The following is an 18502-nucleotide window of genomic DNA, read 5'->3' as shown; positions in this document are numbered from 1 at the left end:
GTGGTGGTTGAAGGAACCTGCTCGTCAGATATTGGATTGGAGACGATATACCCTCGCACTGGGGGCGGGACTTCTTCTCGCGCTCGCCTTTCCCAAATTTGAACTGGCGTGGCTGGCCTGGCTGGCGCCCGGTCTGATACTGATCAGTGCGCTGGGCCAGCCCACCCGAAAAGTCTTGTTGCTGGGATACGCGGCCGGTGTGGTGCAATACCTCGTGCCATTCTACTGGCTGTTACGGATTCCGATACCGGTTCGCGCCGTCGTTGCCTGGCTGGCCGTCGGCGGACTCATGGCGCTTTACACTGTCGCATGGGTGTGGGTTTGTTGTCGCTGCTTCCCAAAGAAGTTTGCGCAGGATAATTCGTCCTCCGGCCCGGCAGAATTGGCGGATTCATTATTGTCCTTGAGTTGGCGACAACGGGCAGTGTGGGCTTTCACCTGCGCCGCCGCGTGGGTGGCTATGGAAATGGGCATCGCACGGATACTGACCGGCTTTCCGTATTCGCTCGGCGTTTCTCAATTCACATTTCTTCCACTCATTCAGATCGCTTCGGTGACGGGCGTCTATGGAGTTTCATTCCTGATTGTTTGGGTTTCCGTTGCGCTGGCTGGCGCCACGCTCATGTTCCAGCGACATCGCGCGTCGCATCGGGCATGGTTGGCTGAAGTGGCCCCGCCATTGGCGGCGTTGGCTGGCGTGGTAGCGTTTGGATTCACACGACTTGCAGATACCGAACCGTCCGGCCGCGAATTAAAAGTGGCGCTGGTGCAGCCCGCCATTCCGCAGTACGTGATTTGGGACCCCAACGAGAAGACCAATCGCTTCAACAAACTGGTTCACCTTTCCGAGCAGGCCTTGGCGGCGCAACCCGAACTGCTGGTCTGGCCGGAATCCGCGCTGCCCAATTTCATGACCCGCTACAATCTGGCCATTCATCACGCCATCACCAACCTCGTCCTGCCCCACAAGACCTGGATGATTCTTGGCGCGAATGATTTTCGGGCGCGGGAAAATTCCGGTGATCCACCGCAGGTTGATTGGTTCAACAGCAGTTTCCTCGTCCATCCGAAAGGCGAACTGGTCGCTCGCTATCACAAGCGGCATCTCGTCGTGTTCGGCGAATACATGCCGCTGGGCCGCTGGTTTTCTTTCCTGAACAGATTCCGTACGCTTGATCGCGGCTTCAAGTCGGGCGACGGCCCGGTGCAATTTCAATTGACCGAGCCCAAAGCCAAGATCGCCGTGCTGATCTGTTCCGAAGATGTCTTCCCGCATCTGGTTCGCGAATACGTGGAAGCCGACACTGATTTCCTGTTGAACCTGACCAACGACGGTTGGTTCGGCGACAGTGCCGCCCAATGGCAACACGCCGTCGATGCGCTCTTTCGCGCCGTGGAAAACGGCCTGCCGCTCGTTCGATGCACCAACAACGGCCTGACCTGCTGGATCGATTCGCATGGACGACTGCACGAAGTGTATTTTCCAGGAACCAGAGATATTTACGGTGCCGGCTTCAAACTGGCGCGGATTCCATTGCTGCCGGTTGGAGAGAAACGTCCGCCGACCTTTTACCGTCAATACGGCGATTGGTTTGGGTGGGGATGCGTCGTGTTGACTGCAGTGATGTTGATAAGGAATGTCTTCCAGCGAGGAGATCGAGTCGTAAATGGAACGCGGACTTGATGCATTCCGGAGGCCGCGCGTTTCGCAGGACAGGTTGGGATTGCGATTTGACGGCCGATGGCTAAAATGCGGTTGATGAATCCCGCGCCTGAAGCCGATTTGATTGCCCGGTGTCGCCGGGGCGAGGCGCAGGCGTGGGATGAACTGTTTGATTCGCATTATGCGGCGGTGGGACGCTTTGTGTTCCAACTGGCGTCCGACTTCACACGGGAGGATGTCGAGGAAATCTGTCAGGAGGCGTTCCTGTCGGTGATCAAGAATCTCGATTCATTCAGCGGGCGAAGCCGCTTTCAAACGTGGGTGTTCCGCATAGCTGCCAATAAGGCGCGCGACTACCGTGAACATCAGCGGGCCGCCAAGCGTGGCGGGGGACAAACGCCTATTTCCCTGCACGCGGAAAATCCGGAGAACGGGCTGGTGATCGATCCACCCAGCGCTGCGCCCGGCGCGGACACAATTCTGATGAATGCTGAGCGGATGGCGGCGCTGCGACAGGCGCTCGACCGGCTTGGCGATCCATGCCAGGAAATCATCGAGTTGCGTTACTTCGGCGATTTGAGTTATGAGGAAATCGGCAAGACGTTGGGTTTGAACCTGAAGACCGTCAGTTCGCGACTGAGCAAATGCCTGGATCGACTGGAGGAAATCGTGCGATTGGCATTTTCGCAAGAGAAATCCGCCGCTTTCCCGTCTAACCTTTAGATCGCTATGGCAACCGAACCGGAACGCAACATCGAAAAGCAGCTTAAAGCCTACGCCGACAAGCGTCGGACGGAGGCGGGTGCGCCGTTAGAGCTGCATCCGGCCACGCGCAACATGCTTCAGTCCGAGGTGGCACGGGTAATTCCGAAGCGCTCACCGCGCCAGGGCAGTTTTCTTTCGCAATTGTTCGCCGGTCTTTGGCCACGCATCGCGTTGGGCGTTTCTGTGTTCGCTGTCCTGCTGGTTGGGACATGGATGCTCTGGCAGACGCAGAATCAAACGACCAAATCTTTGGAACTGGGCGAAACAATTTCGGTTGTACAATCGGCCGATCAAATTGCAGACAACATCTTGACACCCAAACCGACGTTAGCCGCCCCGCCAGCGGAACAACCATTGAGCCTTGCGGCTGCGCCTTCCAACGAACCGCAGCAGTTGGAGAAATCCGCGGTGGACAAGACGTTGGTCGAGCGACTCGGCGGCCGGGATGTCGGTCCGGGAAAAAAGCCGGCGGGTTCAGGAGGTGAATCCTCTACGCAGACGATTGCGCCTGCCGCTGCGCCGCCACTCGCCGATGGGCGAGTTGCCGTGAACGCCAACAATCCACGAACTGATTCAAGCTTGACGCCATCCGATGTCCTCGCGGAAAGCGAGTCCGCCAAGAAGCAACTGGCCGCGAGAAGTTTGACCGCGCCCGCGCCCGCCTCAGCGCCGTCACCTCTGCCGGCCACGAAGATCACCCCGCCCGCACAAGCATTCTATACCGCCACGGAACTTGAACAGAAAAGTGTCAACGAGCTTTCCCGCGCGACGGTCAATCAACGATTCGCGCAAGTGGTGCCGGTCGCCAAGGGCGGCGTGGCGTCGCGATCTTCAAATGCAAACGTGGTGTTGACTTCCTTCCAGATGGAACTTGCCCCGTGGAATAGCAGTGGGGACACCTCGCAGAGCGCCCGATGGGCAGATTCCACGGGGCAGGGCGGCAACCAGGTGCGCGTGATTGACCGGGATGGATCGACCTATGCGGGATTTCTGCAAATCGCCGACACGAGTTTGAAACAGAAAGACGCCGACGGGAAAGCCACTGCGAGCAACCGGGAACGGAAAGCCAAAATGGCGGCGAAGGTGGATGTGTTCAAGACCGGCGTCAAATCTGAGCTTCAAGCGGAGCAGGATTATTTCTTCCGCGTCGAGGGCACGAACCGCAGTTTGAATCAGAGAGTGGTCTTCAGCGGACATTTGCTGGCGAATGTCAGCAACGCCGATGCTTACAAAACAAACGTCAGCACGACCGCGACCGGCCAGCTTCAACTACCTCTGCAGAATCAGTTGCCGCCGCTGCTGCTCAACTCCCGCATCAACGGCACAGCGTTGATTGGCGGGAGCAAAACCCTGGAAATCCAGGCGCTGCCGGTGAACCCCTGACCGCTCCTGTCGTCAAGGAGTGTCAATGCCGCGCAAAACTTGTAGCGCCTCCTGAAAATCCTTGGGCCATGGAGCTTCACACGTCAGCCTCTTCTTTGTGCGCGGGTGCATGAAGGAAAGCGTTTGCGCGTGCAACATCTGGCGAGGCGCGCAGTAAGCGGTCAACTCCTCCAAGCGCTTGTTTTGTCGATTGCCATAGGTCGTGTCGCCGATCAGCGGAAAACCGAGATGCTGAAAATGAACGCGGATTTGATGAGTCCGCCCGGTGTGTAGGCGGGCTTCGACGAGTGTGGCGGTGTTCAAACGCTCAAGCACGCGATAACTCGTCCAAGCCGCGCGTCCGCGATCATCGGTCGCGGCCATCCGTTTGCGATGCGTGGGATGGCGGGCGATGGCGACGCGGATTTCGCCCTGGTCGCGCTGAATTTCGCCGCAGACAATGGCGTGGTAGATTTTCTTCACCTTGCGGCTGGCGAACTGCGCAGCCAGCGACAGATGCGCGGCATCATTCTTGGCGACCACGAGGCAACCGCTGGTTTCCTTGTCGAGGCGATGCACAATGCCGGGCCGGGCCACGCCGCCGATGCCGCTGAGTTGCCCGGCGCAATGGTGGAGCAGCGCGTTGACCAGCGTGTGCTCCTCGTGCCCCGCCGCGGGGTGCACCACCAGCCCGGGTGGTTTGTTCAACACCAGCAGGTCGGCGTCCTCGAACAAGACGTCGAGCGGAATTTCTTCGGGCCGTGCTTCGGCAGGACGCGCCTCCGGCCAGTAAATTTCGATGAGTTCGCCGGCGTGCGGATGGTGAGTTGATTTGGCAGCGCGACCGTTGACCCGAATGTGGCCTTGCTCGATCAACCGCTGGATCGTGCCGCGGGACACCGCCGGAAATTGCGCACGCATAAACGTATCGAGCCGCCCGGCAGGCAAAGATTTTTCCACGGTGATGATTTCAGTACGAGGCGACATGGGTAGTGGCGTTTGACCCGCGGAGGCATTGAGGCGTTGAAGCATGGTCGTTGGAGCAATTCAACGATCGAGGAGTCGCCTTCACTTCAAGTCGGCGGTTCCACCGTCTGGCGGGACGGGGATTCGCTTTTCCACGAAAGAAAGAAGATGAGGCCCACGCCAATGCAGATGGCGCTGTCGGCCACATTGAACGCTGGGAAACCGACTTCACCGCCACCGCGCCGTTGCAGATAAAAATAAATAAAGTCAATGACGTGTTGTCGCGCCGGATGGAGGCGGTCAATCAGATTGCCCACGATGCCGCCGAAGATCAGTCCCATCGAAAGCTGGCCCAATGGCGTGCGTGAATCAAAATGATGGCGGCTGAGAAACAACACCAACAAGGCAACCAGCGCGACCACGGCCAAAAGTTCGTTGTTGCCCGGAAACATGCTGAACGCCGAGCCCGTGTTGCCCCAGTGGACGAACTTGAAGAAGCCCGGCACGATCACCCGCTCCTGCGCGTAGCCGAGGTATTTCAGCACCGCCAGTTTGGTCAACTGATCGAACAGCAGCACCAGCAGGGCGACTGCCGCGATGCGACGATTGGGCGTGTGAATCATGGTTTTATCAGGGTTTCATGCCGGAAACGTGGAAGGATTTAATCCAGCGCGGCCCAAAAGACAATTGAATTTCCCAGTGACCGCAGCCTCCCAACCGCCATTCTTCACTGGCAAATCAACGGGGCGAAATTAGAATCGCGGCATGACACGGCATTGTCACCGATGTGGTTGGGAATGGACGCTGGCCGGTTTGCCGGGACGCAGCGAGAGTTGTCATCGTTGCGGCGCGGATTTACGGGTCTGTTTGAATTGCGTCAGTTACGATGTGCGCGCGGCGCAGCAATGCCGTGACCGCCGGGCGGAGCCAGTGGCGGAAAAACACGTGGGCAATTTCTGCGAGTATTTTGATTTCGTGCGGCGGAAGTGGGTGGCCAAGATTGAGCAAAACCCGCGCGAGGATGCCGCTCGTCAGCAGCTCAAAAAGCTTTTCGGCGATTGAGACAGATTAGTGTCCGGCGGCACGGGCGAAGGCGAGGGAATCGCCGAAGCGTTTGTTGTCAGCGCGGATGCGGGCGGCGAGAGTTTTGCCGATGGCAAACAGAAATGGAGCAGCCAACTCCGGCGCTTCGCGGATGAGCTTTTCAAAGGCGTCGCCTGAGATTTTCAGCAGCGTGCTGTCCTTGTTGGCGATCACGTCTGCCGAACGCGGGCCATGGTCGAACAAGGAGATTTCTCCAAAGAACTCGCCGATACTCAGGGTGGTCAAAATAGTTTCCTTGCCGCCGATCATCATGCGGACCCGGAGTTCACCATCGAGAATGAGATACATGGCGTCGCCGTTGTCGCCCTGTTTCACGATCTCCGCCCACTGACGGAGTTGATGCACTTCCATGAATTGAACGAAGCGCTCGAGTTGTGGCTCGTCGAGGTCGGCCAGAATCTTCATGCGCCGCAGTGATCCCGGCTTGATGCCACAGACGGTCAGATTATTGGTGGGAGGCGCGTCGGGAGCACTCGGCAAGGCTTGAGCGCGGAAGAACATTTGCAGTTCCGGCAACTGCGCAGCTTTGCGCCAGGTATTGTCGTCTTCGGGAAAAATCCAGGTGTCCGCCGTGACGCGTTGTTCCTTCACCCAATCGACCAATAGCGGCAATTCCACCGGGCCATAGACCGCATGGTCCTCGCCCCAGATGTTAAATCCGTGGCCTGTATCTCCGGATGCCATGTTGGAATATATGGCAAATGCGCGACCGGAAAGGAGGTAAAAAACGACTTCCTGTGTTGTCGATCACAGCGCGCACTTCACCTACTCAAGGCACCGTTTTGGTGGCGGGATCGCTCCACGGCCCCGGCCCGGCAGCCCCAATTGCCCGCACGCGAACCCAACAGCGAGTCGCCGAAGGCAAACCACTCAACTTGACACTCGACGCGGTAACGCTGGTGCGATGCACCCAACTCGTGGCCGTCATCGGCTCGGGGCTGGTTTGAACTTCGTAACTCTTGGCTCCGCGCACACTGTCCCAAGTTGCATCCAATTCGCCGTCGTTGTCGCCAGCGGTAGCAGCGCAATTCTGTGGTTGAGCCACCGGCCCCATGGGCGCGCCCGTGGCGCGAACATCCATGGCCGCGCTTTGAATCTTGGCCGTGTCGCCGCCACTGGCGCTCTCCACATAAGCCGCTTCAGCGTTCAGACCGGCCACCAAGGCATCCACTGCCATGTTGCGCTCGGTAGTTTTCATTTGGGCATTTTGTTGCGCGGCCAGGGCGTCGTTTTTTGCGGTCGTTGCCGTGTCCACCAAGGTTTGGAGGTCGGCCAACGTTGGGTTTGGTGCGGGGAAATGCGGACTGGCGCCCATGGCGTCAATGACCTGCTGGGCAAATTCAATCCTTTGTACGACGGAAAGTTTACCGAGATTCAATTTTATTTTGGCCATAAGCAAAGACCTCTCTGGTTGACTGTTAATAAGCTGAACGATTCAATTTACGTTGCAAGCAAGGGAATGCAAGCGGTTGTTTTTCTCATTTCACAAAAGGGAATGCGGACTTAGGAAGTGAAAAAATGTCCTGACAAAATCGCCTTGTGGAGTGACAAAGCCGGGTCGTTGAGCGACAAACCCGTTTGCCGATTGGCGAACCCGGTTTGCTGGTGAGCAAACAGACTTTGTTCGTCGGCAAACTCAATGCGCGGTCGGCGAACTGACTTTGTTGACTGGAAAAGTGAGTTCGTTGTCGGCCGAATGACTTTGCTGGCAGGAAAACTCGGTGCGCTCGTCGCCAAACTGGTTTCGTTGGTGGGAAAACTCATTCCGCTGATGGCGGAATCAGTTCGCAGATCGAAAAACAGGCTTTAGGAGTCGAAAAACGCCAATTCTCGGTCAAAAACCGTGAATTGAGCCTTAATCTAACCAATTCGGCCAGAACATCAGGCACGGCCAACGGCGATTGTAGTCCCGTCCAAAAAGCCGGTGGCGGTGCGTAATGCGAAGGATCAAGCAAACTCACAGCGGCCTTCGAAAACGGCGGCCGCTTTTTTTGTGTCGAGACGTAGAGACGCGCGAGTACCGGATGCGTTTTTGGGACAAAGGCCAGCGACGTGCTGACAAGAATGTTAACGAAGCGGCTTCTCCTCAAGGATGGGGCAATTCACTAGGATGGGGAAATTTGTTTTACCAGTATCCAGTGTGGCTTCCAGTTGTGCGAAAGGATCGATCCGATTCTGTGGCTTATCGAACTCGCTACGAGCTTCGCCGTAATAAAACGGAGTTACTTTTGTGATTGTCATTTTCCTGGCTGAAGACCAGTCAGGACTCCGCCATTCCGGCGAACTTTGCCAGACCGCTGTACCTGTGCGAATCCATTTCAAAAGTTTCTCCGGTTCAGCTACAGCATAGAGCTTGTCACGCTTAAATTTTCTCCAAGCGACATCGATTTGGCAAATTCTAGAGTGATGGCCGAACTCAATGGTGCAACCACCCCGAGCGCTGCCTCCATAAAATTCAACGCCGTCAAGTGCACGCATCAAGACTACTCCGCGCATATGTAGATTGGTGGCGTATGCTGGCTCTCCTTTATGGTGGTACAACATTGCTTTCCCCTCATTGAAGTACGGTCGGAGTTCAAAACTGTCAGGTTTTCTGCCCAGTTGACTGTGTTCAATTCCCAGTTTCGACAAATAGTTGGTTGCCAGTTCAAACGCTTGCTGCTTATCTGGCACGCCTTCGGCAATTTTCATGTCATCCGCATCGGAATCCCTGTAGCGAATATCACTCCACTCAGGAACGATCCATAGCGTCCTTTTCCCACTTGGATCGGCGTATGAGATGGTGTGCGGATAACCGGGAACTTTCTTGCGGTCTCGGGTTGTGAACGAACCCAGGGCCAGCAGGTTTGAGATTACCGCCGGAGATACCTCCGACGGCAATGCTCGATAAACCCATAACGCGCGTGGCAGATGGTTGGTCGGTGCGTTCCAAATCAAGTTGATATTGGTTTGGAAAAACGGACGCCCCAATTGTTCGAGCGGTGCATTTTGTCCAAAACAGGTCAGATAGGCCGTCAGAACCACAATGAGGACGGAAATCCCTTTCATTGCTTAACGATTTGAGTTTCGTAGAAAATGCTACCCTGCGGGGTAAAGCTGTTTGTTCCGGTCAGCATGTCCTGTTTGACGTCGACGTAGCCAGCAACAGCGAACTTGAGCGGGCCAGGTTGCGCCTGTGACTTTCCGGAATCATACCAAGCCGCCATGATGGTTTCCTTGGGATTGTTATCGAGACCGAGCATGAATTTGGCCCAGAATACTGTTCCCCCAGCATCCGCAACGGAATCAGTTCCCAACAACAGGTGAAGATTGCTGTTGAACGGCGTCCAGCCGCCTATGTTCTGAATGCTGTTCCAATTATCTTCACGAAGACTGTTACAGGCCATAAGGGCCATCCATTTGAGTCCGTTCGTGCCGGCGCTCCCGAAATCCATCTCGGACATCCGAACCCAAGAGGGGCTCGCATTCGGACGACCATCAATCGCAAAATATATCTGCATCGCCCCGTTCGCGCCCGACGCCTGATCAAAGTCTTGAGACGTGCCGAATGAACCGTGTAGGTAAAGCATTCCCAGGCTGACTCCATTAGTATTGAATATGTTTGTACCCCCAAGCGAGGCTTTGCGCAAATCGGAGCCTCGCAAGTCATAATTTTTCTTCACGAAACCCGACGACCAAGCGCCCCTTTTCATCGTTTTGATAAACCTGTCGTTTTCACTATTATTTGCGAGATCGCGATAATTGTGGGTCGTACTTCCTGAAGTATTCTCCAATTGAATGCGCTGGCCAAGGCCGAGGCCATTTGGGGGCGCTTGGAGTGAAATCCCATTCGGCCAGTAGTCTTGATAAGCCAGGCCGAAATTGCCGACAATTTTGTTCACCGGATTGGTCGGCAGTCGAACAGGGGCACGAGTCGATTGAGATGGTCCAGCAGCAGCGGCAGCCGCGCCGCCACTATCCAACGCAATGTCGGATCCAGCGGCTGACAACAAGATGCTGTCAGCCTGATAATCCAGCATTGAACCTTCAAAGATTATCAGATTGTTTGTGTCAATCCCCGGAGGATAAATAATCAGCGGCACGGCAGACCCTGAACCATCTGCTGGCATAGCTAACAGTTCCGTGGAATCGCCGAGGTCGGCAGACGCACCGGATAGGCTGTCACCGGAACCTTGGCCCGAATAAGATGAGAACGATTGGCCGTTGGTTTCTGCCGAGAGCAAATAAGTATAAACGCCGGCTGGCAAATTCGTGCCGCCATCGCCCTTTCCATCCCAATCGAATTGCATTGAGGTGCCACTACCAGTAACTGTCCGCACAGAATTGGTCGAATCATTTTGAATTTCAAGAGTCCAATCCACATTTGCGGTAAAGACGGCGCTTACTTGCTGCGTTTGGCCCACATCAGGGTTAAAAAATGCCTCGGAGAAGGAGTACTTTGTTATGAGATTGTCAAAGGTAACCGGAACAAAAGCGGAAACGGCTCGGCCAAATACAACTTCGGCAGCATCCGTTGGCCAAGGAAATCCGGAGGCGCACTCGGCTACCGCGAACAAAGTGTGAGAAGCGTTCGGCCACTCGCATGTGTTGATAACGTATGTGTCTATCAAATAGTTCGTTGAATTATTCACGTAATTCGTGCTGTCATTCGGTGCGGGCATTTCTTCGCCATCCACGTAAAGTTTTGTTGAAATTGTGGCTTGGTCAGTGCTCGCGGAAACAATTACGGTTAAGTCTCCAAATACAGTAGAGCTATTGGTCGGAGACGTGATCGTAACCGTTGGCGCAGGGCCTGCATTTGTCCCTTCATTTACAACCCGATAAAAGCGCATGGGTACATTCTTGGGATGTAAAATGGGTGGCTCAAGGAGATAATTTCCCGTATCCAGCCAGAAAGTGTTTGTTCCATGAGAGGCATAAAAATCGTAGAGCGTCTGCCATGCGGTAAGCCCGGTATTTGTGTCCACAAGTTCAGCGGCATACTCAATCCGGTAAACTGTGTTTGATTCACTCTCCCAGCTTAACCTGGTGGCACGCTCCTCGGTGACTGTAGGGCTGTAAATTTGAAATGGATTCCCCTGGCCGTACAGCGAACCCGCCAGTGAGATGATTGTGGCAATGAGCACTCCGGATTTGATGTTCTTCATAGATTCCTTTCCAGCGGAGCACTCGTCACGGAACAGAAGGGGCGCGAACCTAACGCACCCCCATCAGAGGCACCGCGAAGCGCCCGTCAACAGAGCGCGCCAAGCCGCGCCCGATTGGCGCGCGCTTGACAGGTCTGTTGACTCTTGAAAATTCGCGGTTTTCTGATGAGCCCGTAGCCAAAGCTACGCAAAATGGATTGTTGTTTTGTATTACATAGTTTTCGACTGCTCTGTTTTAACTTAAGTCGCCGCTTCCACCAAGGTTATTCTCCAATTAGTTTTAATCCTGTTCCAGCAGAGGGCCGAATTGCTTGACGCTTTGAAATTTGGTCTTACATCGCCTGAAATATGGGGGTTAGTGCTTGCTTCACTGGCCCAGCTTGGCTTAATCTTGGTCTGTTACACTGACCACAATTTTATGCCCTCTCAATCGAAAAAGACGCAACCCAACCAACCGAAGTATGGTGCAAGAGTGTTTCGGCTCGCAGGCAAGCTGCTCGTCAAGCAGACGATCTTGCGAGGTACACCAGCGGAGTATGTCGTTGACGAGCAGAGAGAGCGACACGTCTCGGACGGTGACGATTCAGCAATTGCCGCAGCCATTCGTGATGCTGTTTCGGGAAGACTTTAGTAAGCCACTGATTTCACGTAGGCGTGGTTCCCTCAACCTAGAAAATAGATCACCAAGGCCACCAGCGCGCTCAGGCCCAAAGCAAAGAGCACGGTGTAGAAAAGCGTGCGCATGTCCTGCCGCTGCCGACCCGTCTTGTGCCGGGGAAAATGAAAGTGAAAGTGTCGGATGTGCACCTCCGCATGGTATCAACAGCCACGTGAAAAATCAATCACATTCGCCCGCAGAAAGGCTTGCCAAGATAGTGCTGGTCGTTGAAAATCAAACGTCTGTTGTTCATGCAATGGACAAGAATGGCGAATCTTGTCTCCAAAACTCAACGCCTGCCCGCCGCGCCTTTCACCGAAGCCGAGGCGTGGCGTGATACGGGCGGTGGCTGGCAGCCGTTGTTCGGCAGCTTTCGCGGCACAGGCTTCAGCATCGAGTGGCATGATTTTTTTGCGAAACGCGAATTCGATTGGGCGGCGAGTTTTCATCCCGGCTCCGTTGAGCTTTGTCTGAATCTGGACGGCCACGGGTTTGTGGAGGGGCCAGTAGCGCGAGCGGAGTTCGCGCCGGGCACGGCGGGATTTTATCATCGCAAGGACGAACCACTCACAGCCAGGCGATCCGCGAACCAGCAACATCAGTTTCTCACGGTGGAGTTTTCGTGCCCGTTTCTGGCAAAGCATCTGGCAGGAACCGAAGCCATGCTGCATCCGATTGTCCGCGCGGCGGTGGAGAATTGTCCGTGCCAGTTGGTGTCGGGAAATACCGTTCGGCTCACGGCCAGCCAGCAGTACCTCATCTCGGCTTTGCGACAGCCGCCGGTTTATGCCGCTGCGCAGCCGCTCTGGTATCAGTGCAAGGCGTTGGAACTGGCGGTGACGTTTCTGCTCCAGCCGCCGCCGGAGAGGGAAATGTTCTGCACGCGGCAAAAGCGGCTCGCTCAGGAACGCGTTGAACAGGTCATCTTTTTGCTGAAACAGAATCTCGCCGAGCCGCCGACACTGGAGGAATTGGGGAAGAAGATCGGCTGCAGCCATTTTTATCTGAGCCGCATTTTTTCCAACCACACAGGCCAGACCATCACGCAATACTTGCGGCAGTTGCGCATGGATAAGGCGGCTGACTGGCTGCGGTCGCGCGAACACAACGTGACCGAGGTGGCGCTCGAAGTGGGCTACTCCAGCCTGAGTCATTTCAGCGCGGTGTTTCATGAAACGTTTGGCTGCTGCCCCGGTTTGTTCCCGCTCACCACACCGTCGCAGCGATTGGCGAGACGTAAGAGATGATTCCCCGGCCTTTGCTTTCCCCGTTGTTCATTCCTCCGCAAGCAGCCGTCAATAAATGACAAGCCGCCGTTAGCGGTCAGCACGTCTTCATGTCAGAGTTTTTCGGCATGAAGAATTCAAAAAGTGCGGCAACGTCGCCCACCGTTCAAGCCATTCGGTCGGCTTGGTGCATTATTGGGGCTGCATTGTTCCTCCTGCGCGTTGCGGACTGGGGACTTCTGCATGCGTCAACTCCTAACAAACAGTGATTCAAATCGAATATGAAAATACGAAGCAAACTGTCCATTGAACTGTTGGTCGCTGTCATGTGCGTGATGGGCGCTCGCGCAGACGAACGGCGCTTCACCTACACCTACGAACCCGAAACCCTTCCGGAAGGCGCCATGGAATTTGAGCAATGGGTCACCTTGCGCACGCAGCGCACCACGGGCGGCACCGTGAAACAGCAGAACTTCAACTTTTGGGAATTACGGGAGGAACTGGAATACGGCGTGACGGACAACTATAGCGTTTCCCTTTATCTCAACACCGCCGCCGAAAGTTACCGTGACGTCAGCACCAGCCCGGCAACCGACGTTTCAAAGTTCGACTTCAAAGGCGTCTCCATTGAAAACCGTTACATGGTGCTCAATCCTGCCGAACACACCGTCGGGTTGACACTGTATCTGGAACCACGCTTCTCCGGCGAAGAAGCGGAACTGGAGCAGAAGATTATTGTGGGCCAGCGGCATGGTGACTGGAAATGGGCATTCAACCTCACTCACGCCACGGAATGGGAAGACAATTTTCACAAAACCGAAGGTGAACTGGAAGCCACTCTCGGTGTCGCTTACGACTTGAACAAACGGTGGTCGATAGGCTTGGAGTTGCGGGACCACAACGAGCTTCCAGAGTACCACAAGTGGGAGAATACAGCGTTGTTTGTCGGCCCGGTTGTCAGTTATCGTCAGGAGAAATGGTGGGCAGCGCTGACCATTCTGCCACAAATTTACGGTGCGAACTTTGGCACCGACCCGGACGGCAATAGCTACCTGGAGCTTGAAGGCCATGAGCGTGTCAATGTTCGCCTGCTCTTCGGGATCAGTTTCTAATGCGCTTGCGGCTTGCAGACCTTCTCGTCCTCTGCGTCATCGGACTTGCCGGGTGCCAAAGCTCCGCACCGGTTGGCCGTCGAGCCGCTGCGGCTCTGCCGCCTGAAGCCGATGATCGCGGTCGAGCAGCGGGGCTTTCGAACGAGGAAATAGCCGGCGCCAGAAAACTCTATGGGGCCAAGTGCGCACGCTGTCATAAATTTTACGATCCGGCCGACTATGCCGGTGATGAGTGGCGCGAATGGATGACAAAGATGAGCAAGAAAGCCCGGCTTCGTCCCGTCCAGGAGGAATTGCTCTCCCGCTACTTGGAGGCGCTCCGTTTAGGAAGCCGTTCCATCAAAGTCAATCCATGAGTTGGCGCGGTGGCCGCGCGTACGGACCAACCCGTGGCCATGAAAGCATCAACGGGAAACGTATCGCCGCAAGTTAATCCCTTGGCCAAAGCGCAACGCGAAGCCAGGCCGGAAAAGCAGACGGAGTTGACTTGAGCCCCGCTTCAACTCAATCCTGCGGCCAAATCAGACATTACCGTTTTTAAGTCTTGGCAAACCATCAGAGCATATCAATTGGACGTGCAACGTGAGAAAAAACCCGCGACGATTGCTTAATTTCTAAAGCAAAAACCCCTTCCGGTTTTGCCGGAAGGGGGGCTGGCGCGCTACCATGCGCCAGCCCCCGCCGGATACAGCCACGTAAATGCGTAGGCATCAACTTTTTGCTATCAGCTTCATGTCGCACTTGGGGCAATTGCCGGGCCTGTCCTGAACCACCTCCTTGTCCATCTTGCAAGTGTATTGGACCGTTGCTGCGGCAGACGATTTGGAAGCACTGTCCGGATAAAGTGCCCGGATTTGTTTCAAAAGGTCTTGGAGCTTTTTGAAGTTCGTCTCAGTTCCCGCCTGGTCGTTGGCGTCGCCTGATTTGTCGAGCCGGTCTGCCAGCGAAGCGACGAACTTGGCGTTCGCTTTCACCTTGCTCAACTTGTCGGCGGGGAGGTCTTTTGACTTATTCGGCAGGGCATTGACGAGGTCGCGAATTTCAAAGGCGACTTCATGCACTTTGTTGAGCTTCTTGTCGGTGATGATTTTTCCGAGCTCCTCCTCGTGCTCTTTTACTTCTTTGAGAATACCCGCAGCAGTGTCGGGAATTTTCATTTTGCCACCTTCGTGTTCATGTTCTTTCTCCGCCGCCAAAGCGGATGGCACGAGCCAGACGCTGACTGCGACGGCCAGCAGGGACGTGATCAATACAGTTGTTTTCATACGTTTCTTTTTTGGTTTTGGTTAATCGGTTGGTTTTTGTTTGCTGTTGTCTTTTGAAGCCGGAGAGTCAACCGTTCCCTCTCCTGCTTCAGATTGTTTTTGCCCGCCGGACTTTTTGACCCGGCGGCGTTCACGAATTTCCTCAATCTTGTTATACAAGGTCGGGATCAGGACCATGTTCAGAAAAGTTGACGTGAACAGGCCACCCAAAATGACGTGCGCCAGCGGGCGTTCCAATTCCTTGCCGGTCGGACTGCCCCAAAGCAACGGCACAAGGCCCAGCGCGGCGGTCGCGGCGGTCATCAACACGGGATTGAGCCGGTCCAGCGAGCCGTGGACAACCGTGTCGTACAAGGATTGTCCTTCGGCGCGAAGTTGATTGTAGTGGCTGACAAGGATTACGCCGTTGCGCGAAGCGATGCCGAACAGGCTGATGAAGCCGATCATTGCGGGCACGTTCAAGTCGCGTCCCGTGAAATAAATCGCGATGACGCCGCCGATCAGCGCCAACGGCAGGTTCAGCATCACGAGCAACGCCTCGCGCGCCGTCTTAAAGGCTTGATACAGCATCAGGAAAATGCCGACCACCGCGCCAATGCCGAACAGAATCAAAATGCGTTGCGCCTCCTGCTGGCTCTCGAACTGGCCGCCGTATTGGATGAAATACCCGCTTGGCAGTTTTGGCGTGACCTGCTCGCTGATTTTCTTTTGCGCCTCGGCAATCAGGCTATTGAGGTCGCGTCCGGCGACGTTGCACGAAACAACGATGCGCCGCTGCACGTCCTCGCGATTGATGAAATAAGGCTTCCCCTCAAACTCGACTTGCGCGACCTGGCGCAATGGAATTTTCGCATCCCCATCTTTCGCGAGCGCGGGCGCATCCACGAGAATGTTGCGGATGGCTTTGGCATCGTTGCGCGCGGAGTCCTGCAAGCGAATGAACAGGTCGAACGATTTCCGGCCTTCGAGCACTTGCGAGACCGTTGCGCCATTGAGCAAGGTCTCGACCGTCTCGGCCAGTTCGCCCGGTTTGATTCCGTAGCGGCTCGCCTTCTCGCGGTCCACGTGAACGATGAGTTGCGGGACGTTGATCTGCTGTTCCAGCATTAAATCCTCAACCCCCTTGACACTCTGCATGATCTTCAAAATGTTCTGTCCCTGTTGCCGCAGCACGTTCAGATCGTCGCCGTAAATCTTGATGGCAACCTGCGCGCGGACACCCGACAGCACTTCGTCCATCCGGTGAGAGATGAACTGGCCGACGTTGTAGATTGCGCCGGGAATTTCCGCCAGGTCGGCGCGGATGCGGCGCAACAATTCATCGGGCGGCATTTTTTTGTCGCGGTCATAGTCGAGTTGCACGTCGAACTCGCTGAAGTTCGGCGGCTGGGCATCTTCGTCGAGTTCGCTGCGGCCCGCGCGTTGCGTGATGGAAACGACCTGCGGATAGCTGAGGAGTTTCTGCCGCACGAGTTGACCGAGCCGCATGGATTCGTCGAGCGAAGTGCCCGGCAACGTGCTTTGCACGACGATGAAATTGCCCTCGTGAAACTCCGGCAGGAACGAACGCCCGAAGAACGGAATCAACGCCACGGCCACGCCGACGAGAATCAACGCCGCAATGACGACAGGCCAGACGTGCCGCAAGGTGAAGTGCAGCAATCGTTCGTAGTATTTTTTCAGCCAGTGTGCGACGAAGCTTTCGCGCAATTCTTTCTTCGTGTTGCCCAGCATGATGTAAAAGAGCGCGGGCGTAACCGTGACCGCGACAATGAGCGAGCACATAAGCGAACCGAGATAGGCGATGCCCAGCGGCGTGAAGATGCGGCCTTCCAGCCCACCTAAAAAGAAGATCGGCAGGAACACAATCGCGACGATGTAAGTCGCATAGACAACCGAGTTTCGGATTTCCGCAGTAGCCTCAAACACCACGTCGAGCGCGGGCTTTGGATTTGACGATTCGCGGTTGAGACGCAGGCGGCGAAAACAATTTTCCACGCCGATGATGGCGTCGTCCACGACCTCGCCGATGGCGATGGCAAGACCGCCGATGGTCATGGAGTTGAGACTGACGCCGAACCATTTCAGAATCATCACGCCCGCCAGGAGCGACGCGGGCATGGAGAGAAAACTGATGAACGACGCGCGAAAATTCATGAGGAAGACGAACAGAACCAAGGTAACGATGATACCACCTTCGAGGAGCGCATACTTGAGATTGCGAATCGAGCCTTCGATGAAGTCCGCCTGACGGAAAACCTGCATATTCATTTTCACGTCCGACGGCAACTGCTTCTGAATGTCGCGCAACGCTGCCTCCGCCTTGTAGGTCGTGGCGAGCGTGTCCGCGCCGTAGGCTTTCGAGATTGTGCCGATGACGGCGTTCTTGAGGTTGAGCGCGCCATCGCCGCGTTTAATTTCGCCGCCGAATTTCACTTCGGCCACGTTGCGGACAAAAATCGGTGTGTCTTTGACGAACTTGATGATTGTGTCACGCACGTCATCGAGTGATTGAATACGCGCCGTGCCGGTGACGATGTATTCCTGACCGGGCGATTGCAGGAACGCGCCAGGGACGTTGACGTTGGCTTTTGCCAGCGCCTCGCGCACTTCGGCCACGCTGACATGATAGGCACTCATGCGGTCAGGATTGAGCAACACCTGATACTGTTTCACCTCACCGCCGATGCTCACGACCGAGGCGACGCCGCTGAGTGCAAGAACGCGCGGTCGGATTTGCCAGTCGGAAATCGTGCGCAAATCCATCGGCGAACGCGTGTCGCTTTCGAGGCTGTATTTAATCATCCAGCCGACTGCTGATGTGATGGGTAACATCACCGGCGCTTGCGTGCCTGCTGGAAAACGGTCACGCACCGACTGGATGCGCTCGTTCACCAACTGCCGCGCCACATACACGTCCGTGCCCCACTTGAAAACAATGACGACGGTCGAAAGTCCGACCGAAGATTGCGAGCGAACCTTATCCACGCCGGGAGTTCCGTTGACGGCGCTCTCCGTTGGAAACGTAATCAGCGATTCAACATCTTCCGGCGCAAGTCCGGGCGATTCGGTCTGGATGACGACTTGCGGTGGCGCGAACTCGGGGAACACGTCCACCGGCATGTGCAACGTCGTGTAAGTCGAGGCCACGAGAAACACCACCAACCCAACCACAACAAGCAGCCGGTTGTTCAGCGACCAATGAATCAGTTTGTTGAACATACGATTTCGCTT

Annotated in this window: 15 protein-coding genes; 6 read left to right on the top strand and 9 right to left on the bottom strand. The window is 55.6% G+C overall.

Features of this window, described 5'->3' with window-relative positions; all coding sequences use genetic code 11:
• The first annotated feature begins 7 nt into the window (after window positions 1–7).
• From lnt to HY298_02735, 3 genes are all read left to right on the top strand, one after another.
• Complete coding sequence (lnt, locus tag HY298_02745) at window positions 8–1684, top strand: apolipoprotein N-acyltransferase (GenBank protein MBI3849198.1); 1677 nt, start codon at window positions 8–10, stop codon at window positions 1682–1684.
• A 75-nt stretch (window positions 1685–1759) separates the two neighbouring features.
• The gene (locus tag HY298_02740; protein MBI3849197.1) at window positions 1760–2386 is read left to right on the top strand and encodes a sigma-70 family RNA polymerase sigma factor; all 627 of its coding nucleotides are present in this window, start codon (window positions 1760–1762) and stop codon (window positions 2384–2386) included.
• Window positions 2387–2392: 6 nt separating this feature from the next.
• Window positions 2393–3811 (top strand): hypothetical protein, encoded by a 1419-nt coding sequence (locus tag HY298_02735; GenBank protein ID MBI3849196.1) that lies wholly within the window; start codon window positions 2393–2395, stop codon window positions 3809–3811.
• Window positions 3812–3823: 12 nt separating this feature from the next.
• Here the strand turns inward: HY298_02735 and HY298_02730 are convergent, their stop codons facing one another.
• Together HY298_02730 and lspA are read right to left on the bottom strand one after the other, a co-directional pair.
• The gene (locus tag HY298_02730; GenBank protein ID MBI3849195.1) at window positions 3824–4777 is read right to left on the bottom strand and encodes an RluA family pseudouridine synthase; all 954 of its coding nucleotides are present in this window, start codon (window positions 4775–4777) and stop codon (window positions 3824–3826) included.
• A gap of 86 nt (window positions 4778–4863) precedes the next feature.
• Window positions 4864–5379 carry a signal peptidase II gene (lspA, locus tag HY298_02725; GenBank protein MBI3849194.1) on the bottom strand — a complete coding sequence of 172 codons (516 nt, stop codon included), beginning with the start codon at window positions 5377–5379 and terminating at the stop codon, window positions 4864–4866.
• 142 nt (window positions 5380–5521) lie between these two features.
• Here lspA and HY298_02720 point away from each other — a divergent pair, with 142 nt between their 5' ends.
• Entirely contained in the window at window positions 5522–5818 is a 297-nt protein-coding gene (locus HY298_02720; protein ID MBI3849193.1) for a hypothetical protein, read from the top strand.
• A gap of 6 nt (window positions 5819–5824) precedes the next feature.
• Here HY298_02720 and HY298_02715 read toward each other — a convergent pair whose 3' ends face one another.
• The 5 genes from HY298_02715 to HY298_02695 all read right to left on the bottom strand — a co-directional run bounded on the left by HY298_02715 (window position 5825) and on the right by HY298_02695 (window position 11814).
• Complete coding sequence (locus tag HY298_02715) at window positions 5825–6544, bottom strand: cyclic nucleotide-binding domain-containing protein (protein ID MBI3849192.1); 720 nt, start codon at window positions 6542–6544, stop codon at window positions 5825–5827.
• 85 nt (window positions 6545–6629) lie between these two features.
• The gene (locus tag HY298_02710; protein MBI3849191.1) at window positions 6630–7253 is read right to left on the bottom strand and encodes a fibronectin type III domain-containing protein; all 624 of its coding nucleotides are present in this window, start codon (window positions 7251–7253) and stop codon (window positions 6630–6632) included.
• Window positions 7254–7927: 674 nt separating this feature from the next.
• Window positions 7928–8908, bottom strand: a complete 981-nt coding sequence (locus tag HY298_02705; protein ID MBI3849190.1) for a hypothetical protein — start codon at window positions 8906–8908, stop codon at window positions 7928–7930.
• Complete coding sequence (locus HY298_02700) at window positions 8905–11007, bottom strand: hypothetical protein (GenBank protein ID MBI3849189.1); 2103 nt, start codon at window positions 11005–11007, stop codon at window positions 8905–8907. Before HY298_02700 ends, HY298_02705 begins: the two co-directional genes overlap by 4 nt.
• A 663-nt stretch (window positions 11008–11670) precedes the next feature.
• Window positions 11671–11814, bottom strand: coding sequence for a hypothetical protein (locus HY298_02695; protein MBI3849188.1), 144 nt, complete (start codon window positions 11812–11814; stop codon window positions 11671–11673).
• A 117-nt stretch (window positions 11815–11931) separates the two neighbouring features.
• Between HY298_02695 and HY298_02690 the strand changes: the two genes are divergently transcribed.
• Together HY298_02690 and HY298_02685 are read left to right on the top strand one after the other, a co-directional pair.
• The gene (locus HY298_02690) at window positions 11932–12912 is read left to right on the top strand and encodes a helix-turn-helix transcriptional regulator (protein ID MBI3849187.1); all 981 of its coding nucleotides are present in this window, start codon (window positions 11932–11934) and stop codon (window positions 12910–12912) included.
• A gap of 260 nt (window positions 12913–13172) precedes the next feature.
• Window positions 13173–14003, top strand: coding sequence for a hypothetical protein (locus HY298_02685; protein MBI3849186.1), 831 nt, complete (start codon window positions 13173–13175; stop codon window positions 14001–14003).
• Window positions 14004–14713: 710 nt separating this feature from the next.
• Here HY298_02685 and HY298_02680 read toward each other — a convergent pair.
• Both HY298_02680 and HY298_02675 read right to left on the bottom strand, forming a co-directional pair.
• A complete protein-coding gene (locus HY298_02680; protein MBI3849185.1) occupies window positions 14714–15268 on the bottom strand; it encodes a transporter in 555 nt (184 codons plus the stop codon).
• A gap of 21 nt (window positions 15269–15289) precedes the next feature.
• Window positions 15290–18490 (bottom strand): efflux RND transporter permease subunit, encoded by a 3201-nt coding sequence (locus HY298_02675; protein ID MBI3849184.1) that lies wholly within the window; start codon window positions 18488–18490, stop codon window positions 15290–15292.
• Window positions 18491–18502 lie beyond the last annotated feature (12 nt).

Source organism: Verrucomicrobiota bacterium, from assembly GCA_016200005.1.
Lineage (GTDB): Bacteria > Verrucomicrobiota > Verrucomicrobiia > Limisphaerales > PALSA-1396 > PALSA-1396.
This window is presented reverse-complemented; position numbering and strand designations above follow the sequence as displayed.

Bases quoted from the DNA above. Each gene is read 5' to 3' on its own strand.
- HY298_02740 (MBI3849197.1), top strand. From the start codon at position 1,760: ATGAATCCCGCGCCTGAAGCCGATTTGATTGCCCGGTGTCGCCGGGGC.
- HY298_02735 (MBI3849196.1), top strand. From the start codon at position 2,393: ATGGCAACCGAACCGGAACGCAACATCGAAAAGCAGCTTAAAGCCTAC.
- HY298_02730 (MBI3849195.1), bottom strand. From the start codon at position 4,777: ATGTCGCCTCGTACTGAAATCATCACCGTGGAAAAATCTTTGCCTGCC.
- lspA (MBI3849194.1), bottom strand. From the start codon at position 5,379: ATGATTCACACGCCCAATCGTCGCATCGCGGCAGTCGCCCTGCTGGTG.
- HY298_02720 (MBI3849193.1), top strand. From the start codon at position 5,522: ATGACACGGCATTGTCACCGATGTGGTTGGGAATGGACGCTGGCCGGT.
- HY298_02715 (MBI3849192.1), bottom strand. From the start codon at position 6,544: ATGGCATCCGGAGATACAGGCCACGGATTTAACATCTGGGGCGAGGAC.
- HY298_02710 (MBI3849191.1), bottom strand. From the start codon at position 7,253: ATGGCCAAAATAAAATTGAATCTCGGTAAACTTTCCGTCGTACAAAGG.
- HY298_02705 (MBI3849190.1), bottom strand. From the start codon at position 8,908: ATGAAAGGGATTTCCGTCCTCATTGTGGTTCTGACGGCCTATCTGACC.
- HY298_02700 (MBI3849189.1), bottom strand. From the start codon at position 11,007: ATGAAGAACATCAAATCCGGAGTGCTCATTGCCACAATCATCTCACTG.
- HY298_02690 (MBI3849187.1), top strand. From the start codon at position 11,932: ATGGCGAATCTTGTCTCCAAAACTCAACGCCTGCCCGCCGCGCCTTTC.
- HY298_02685 (MBI3849186.1), top strand. From the start codon at position 13,173: ATGAAAATACGAAGCAAACTGTCCATTGAACTGTTGGTCGCTGTCATG.
- HY298_02680 (MBI3849185.1), bottom strand. From the start codon at position 15,268: ATGAAAACAACTGTATTGATCACGTCCCTGCTGGCCGTCGCAGTCAGC.
- HY298_02675 (MBI3849184.1), bottom strand. From the start codon at position 18,490: ATGTTCAACAAACTGATTCATTGGTCGCTGAACAACCGGCTGCTTGTT.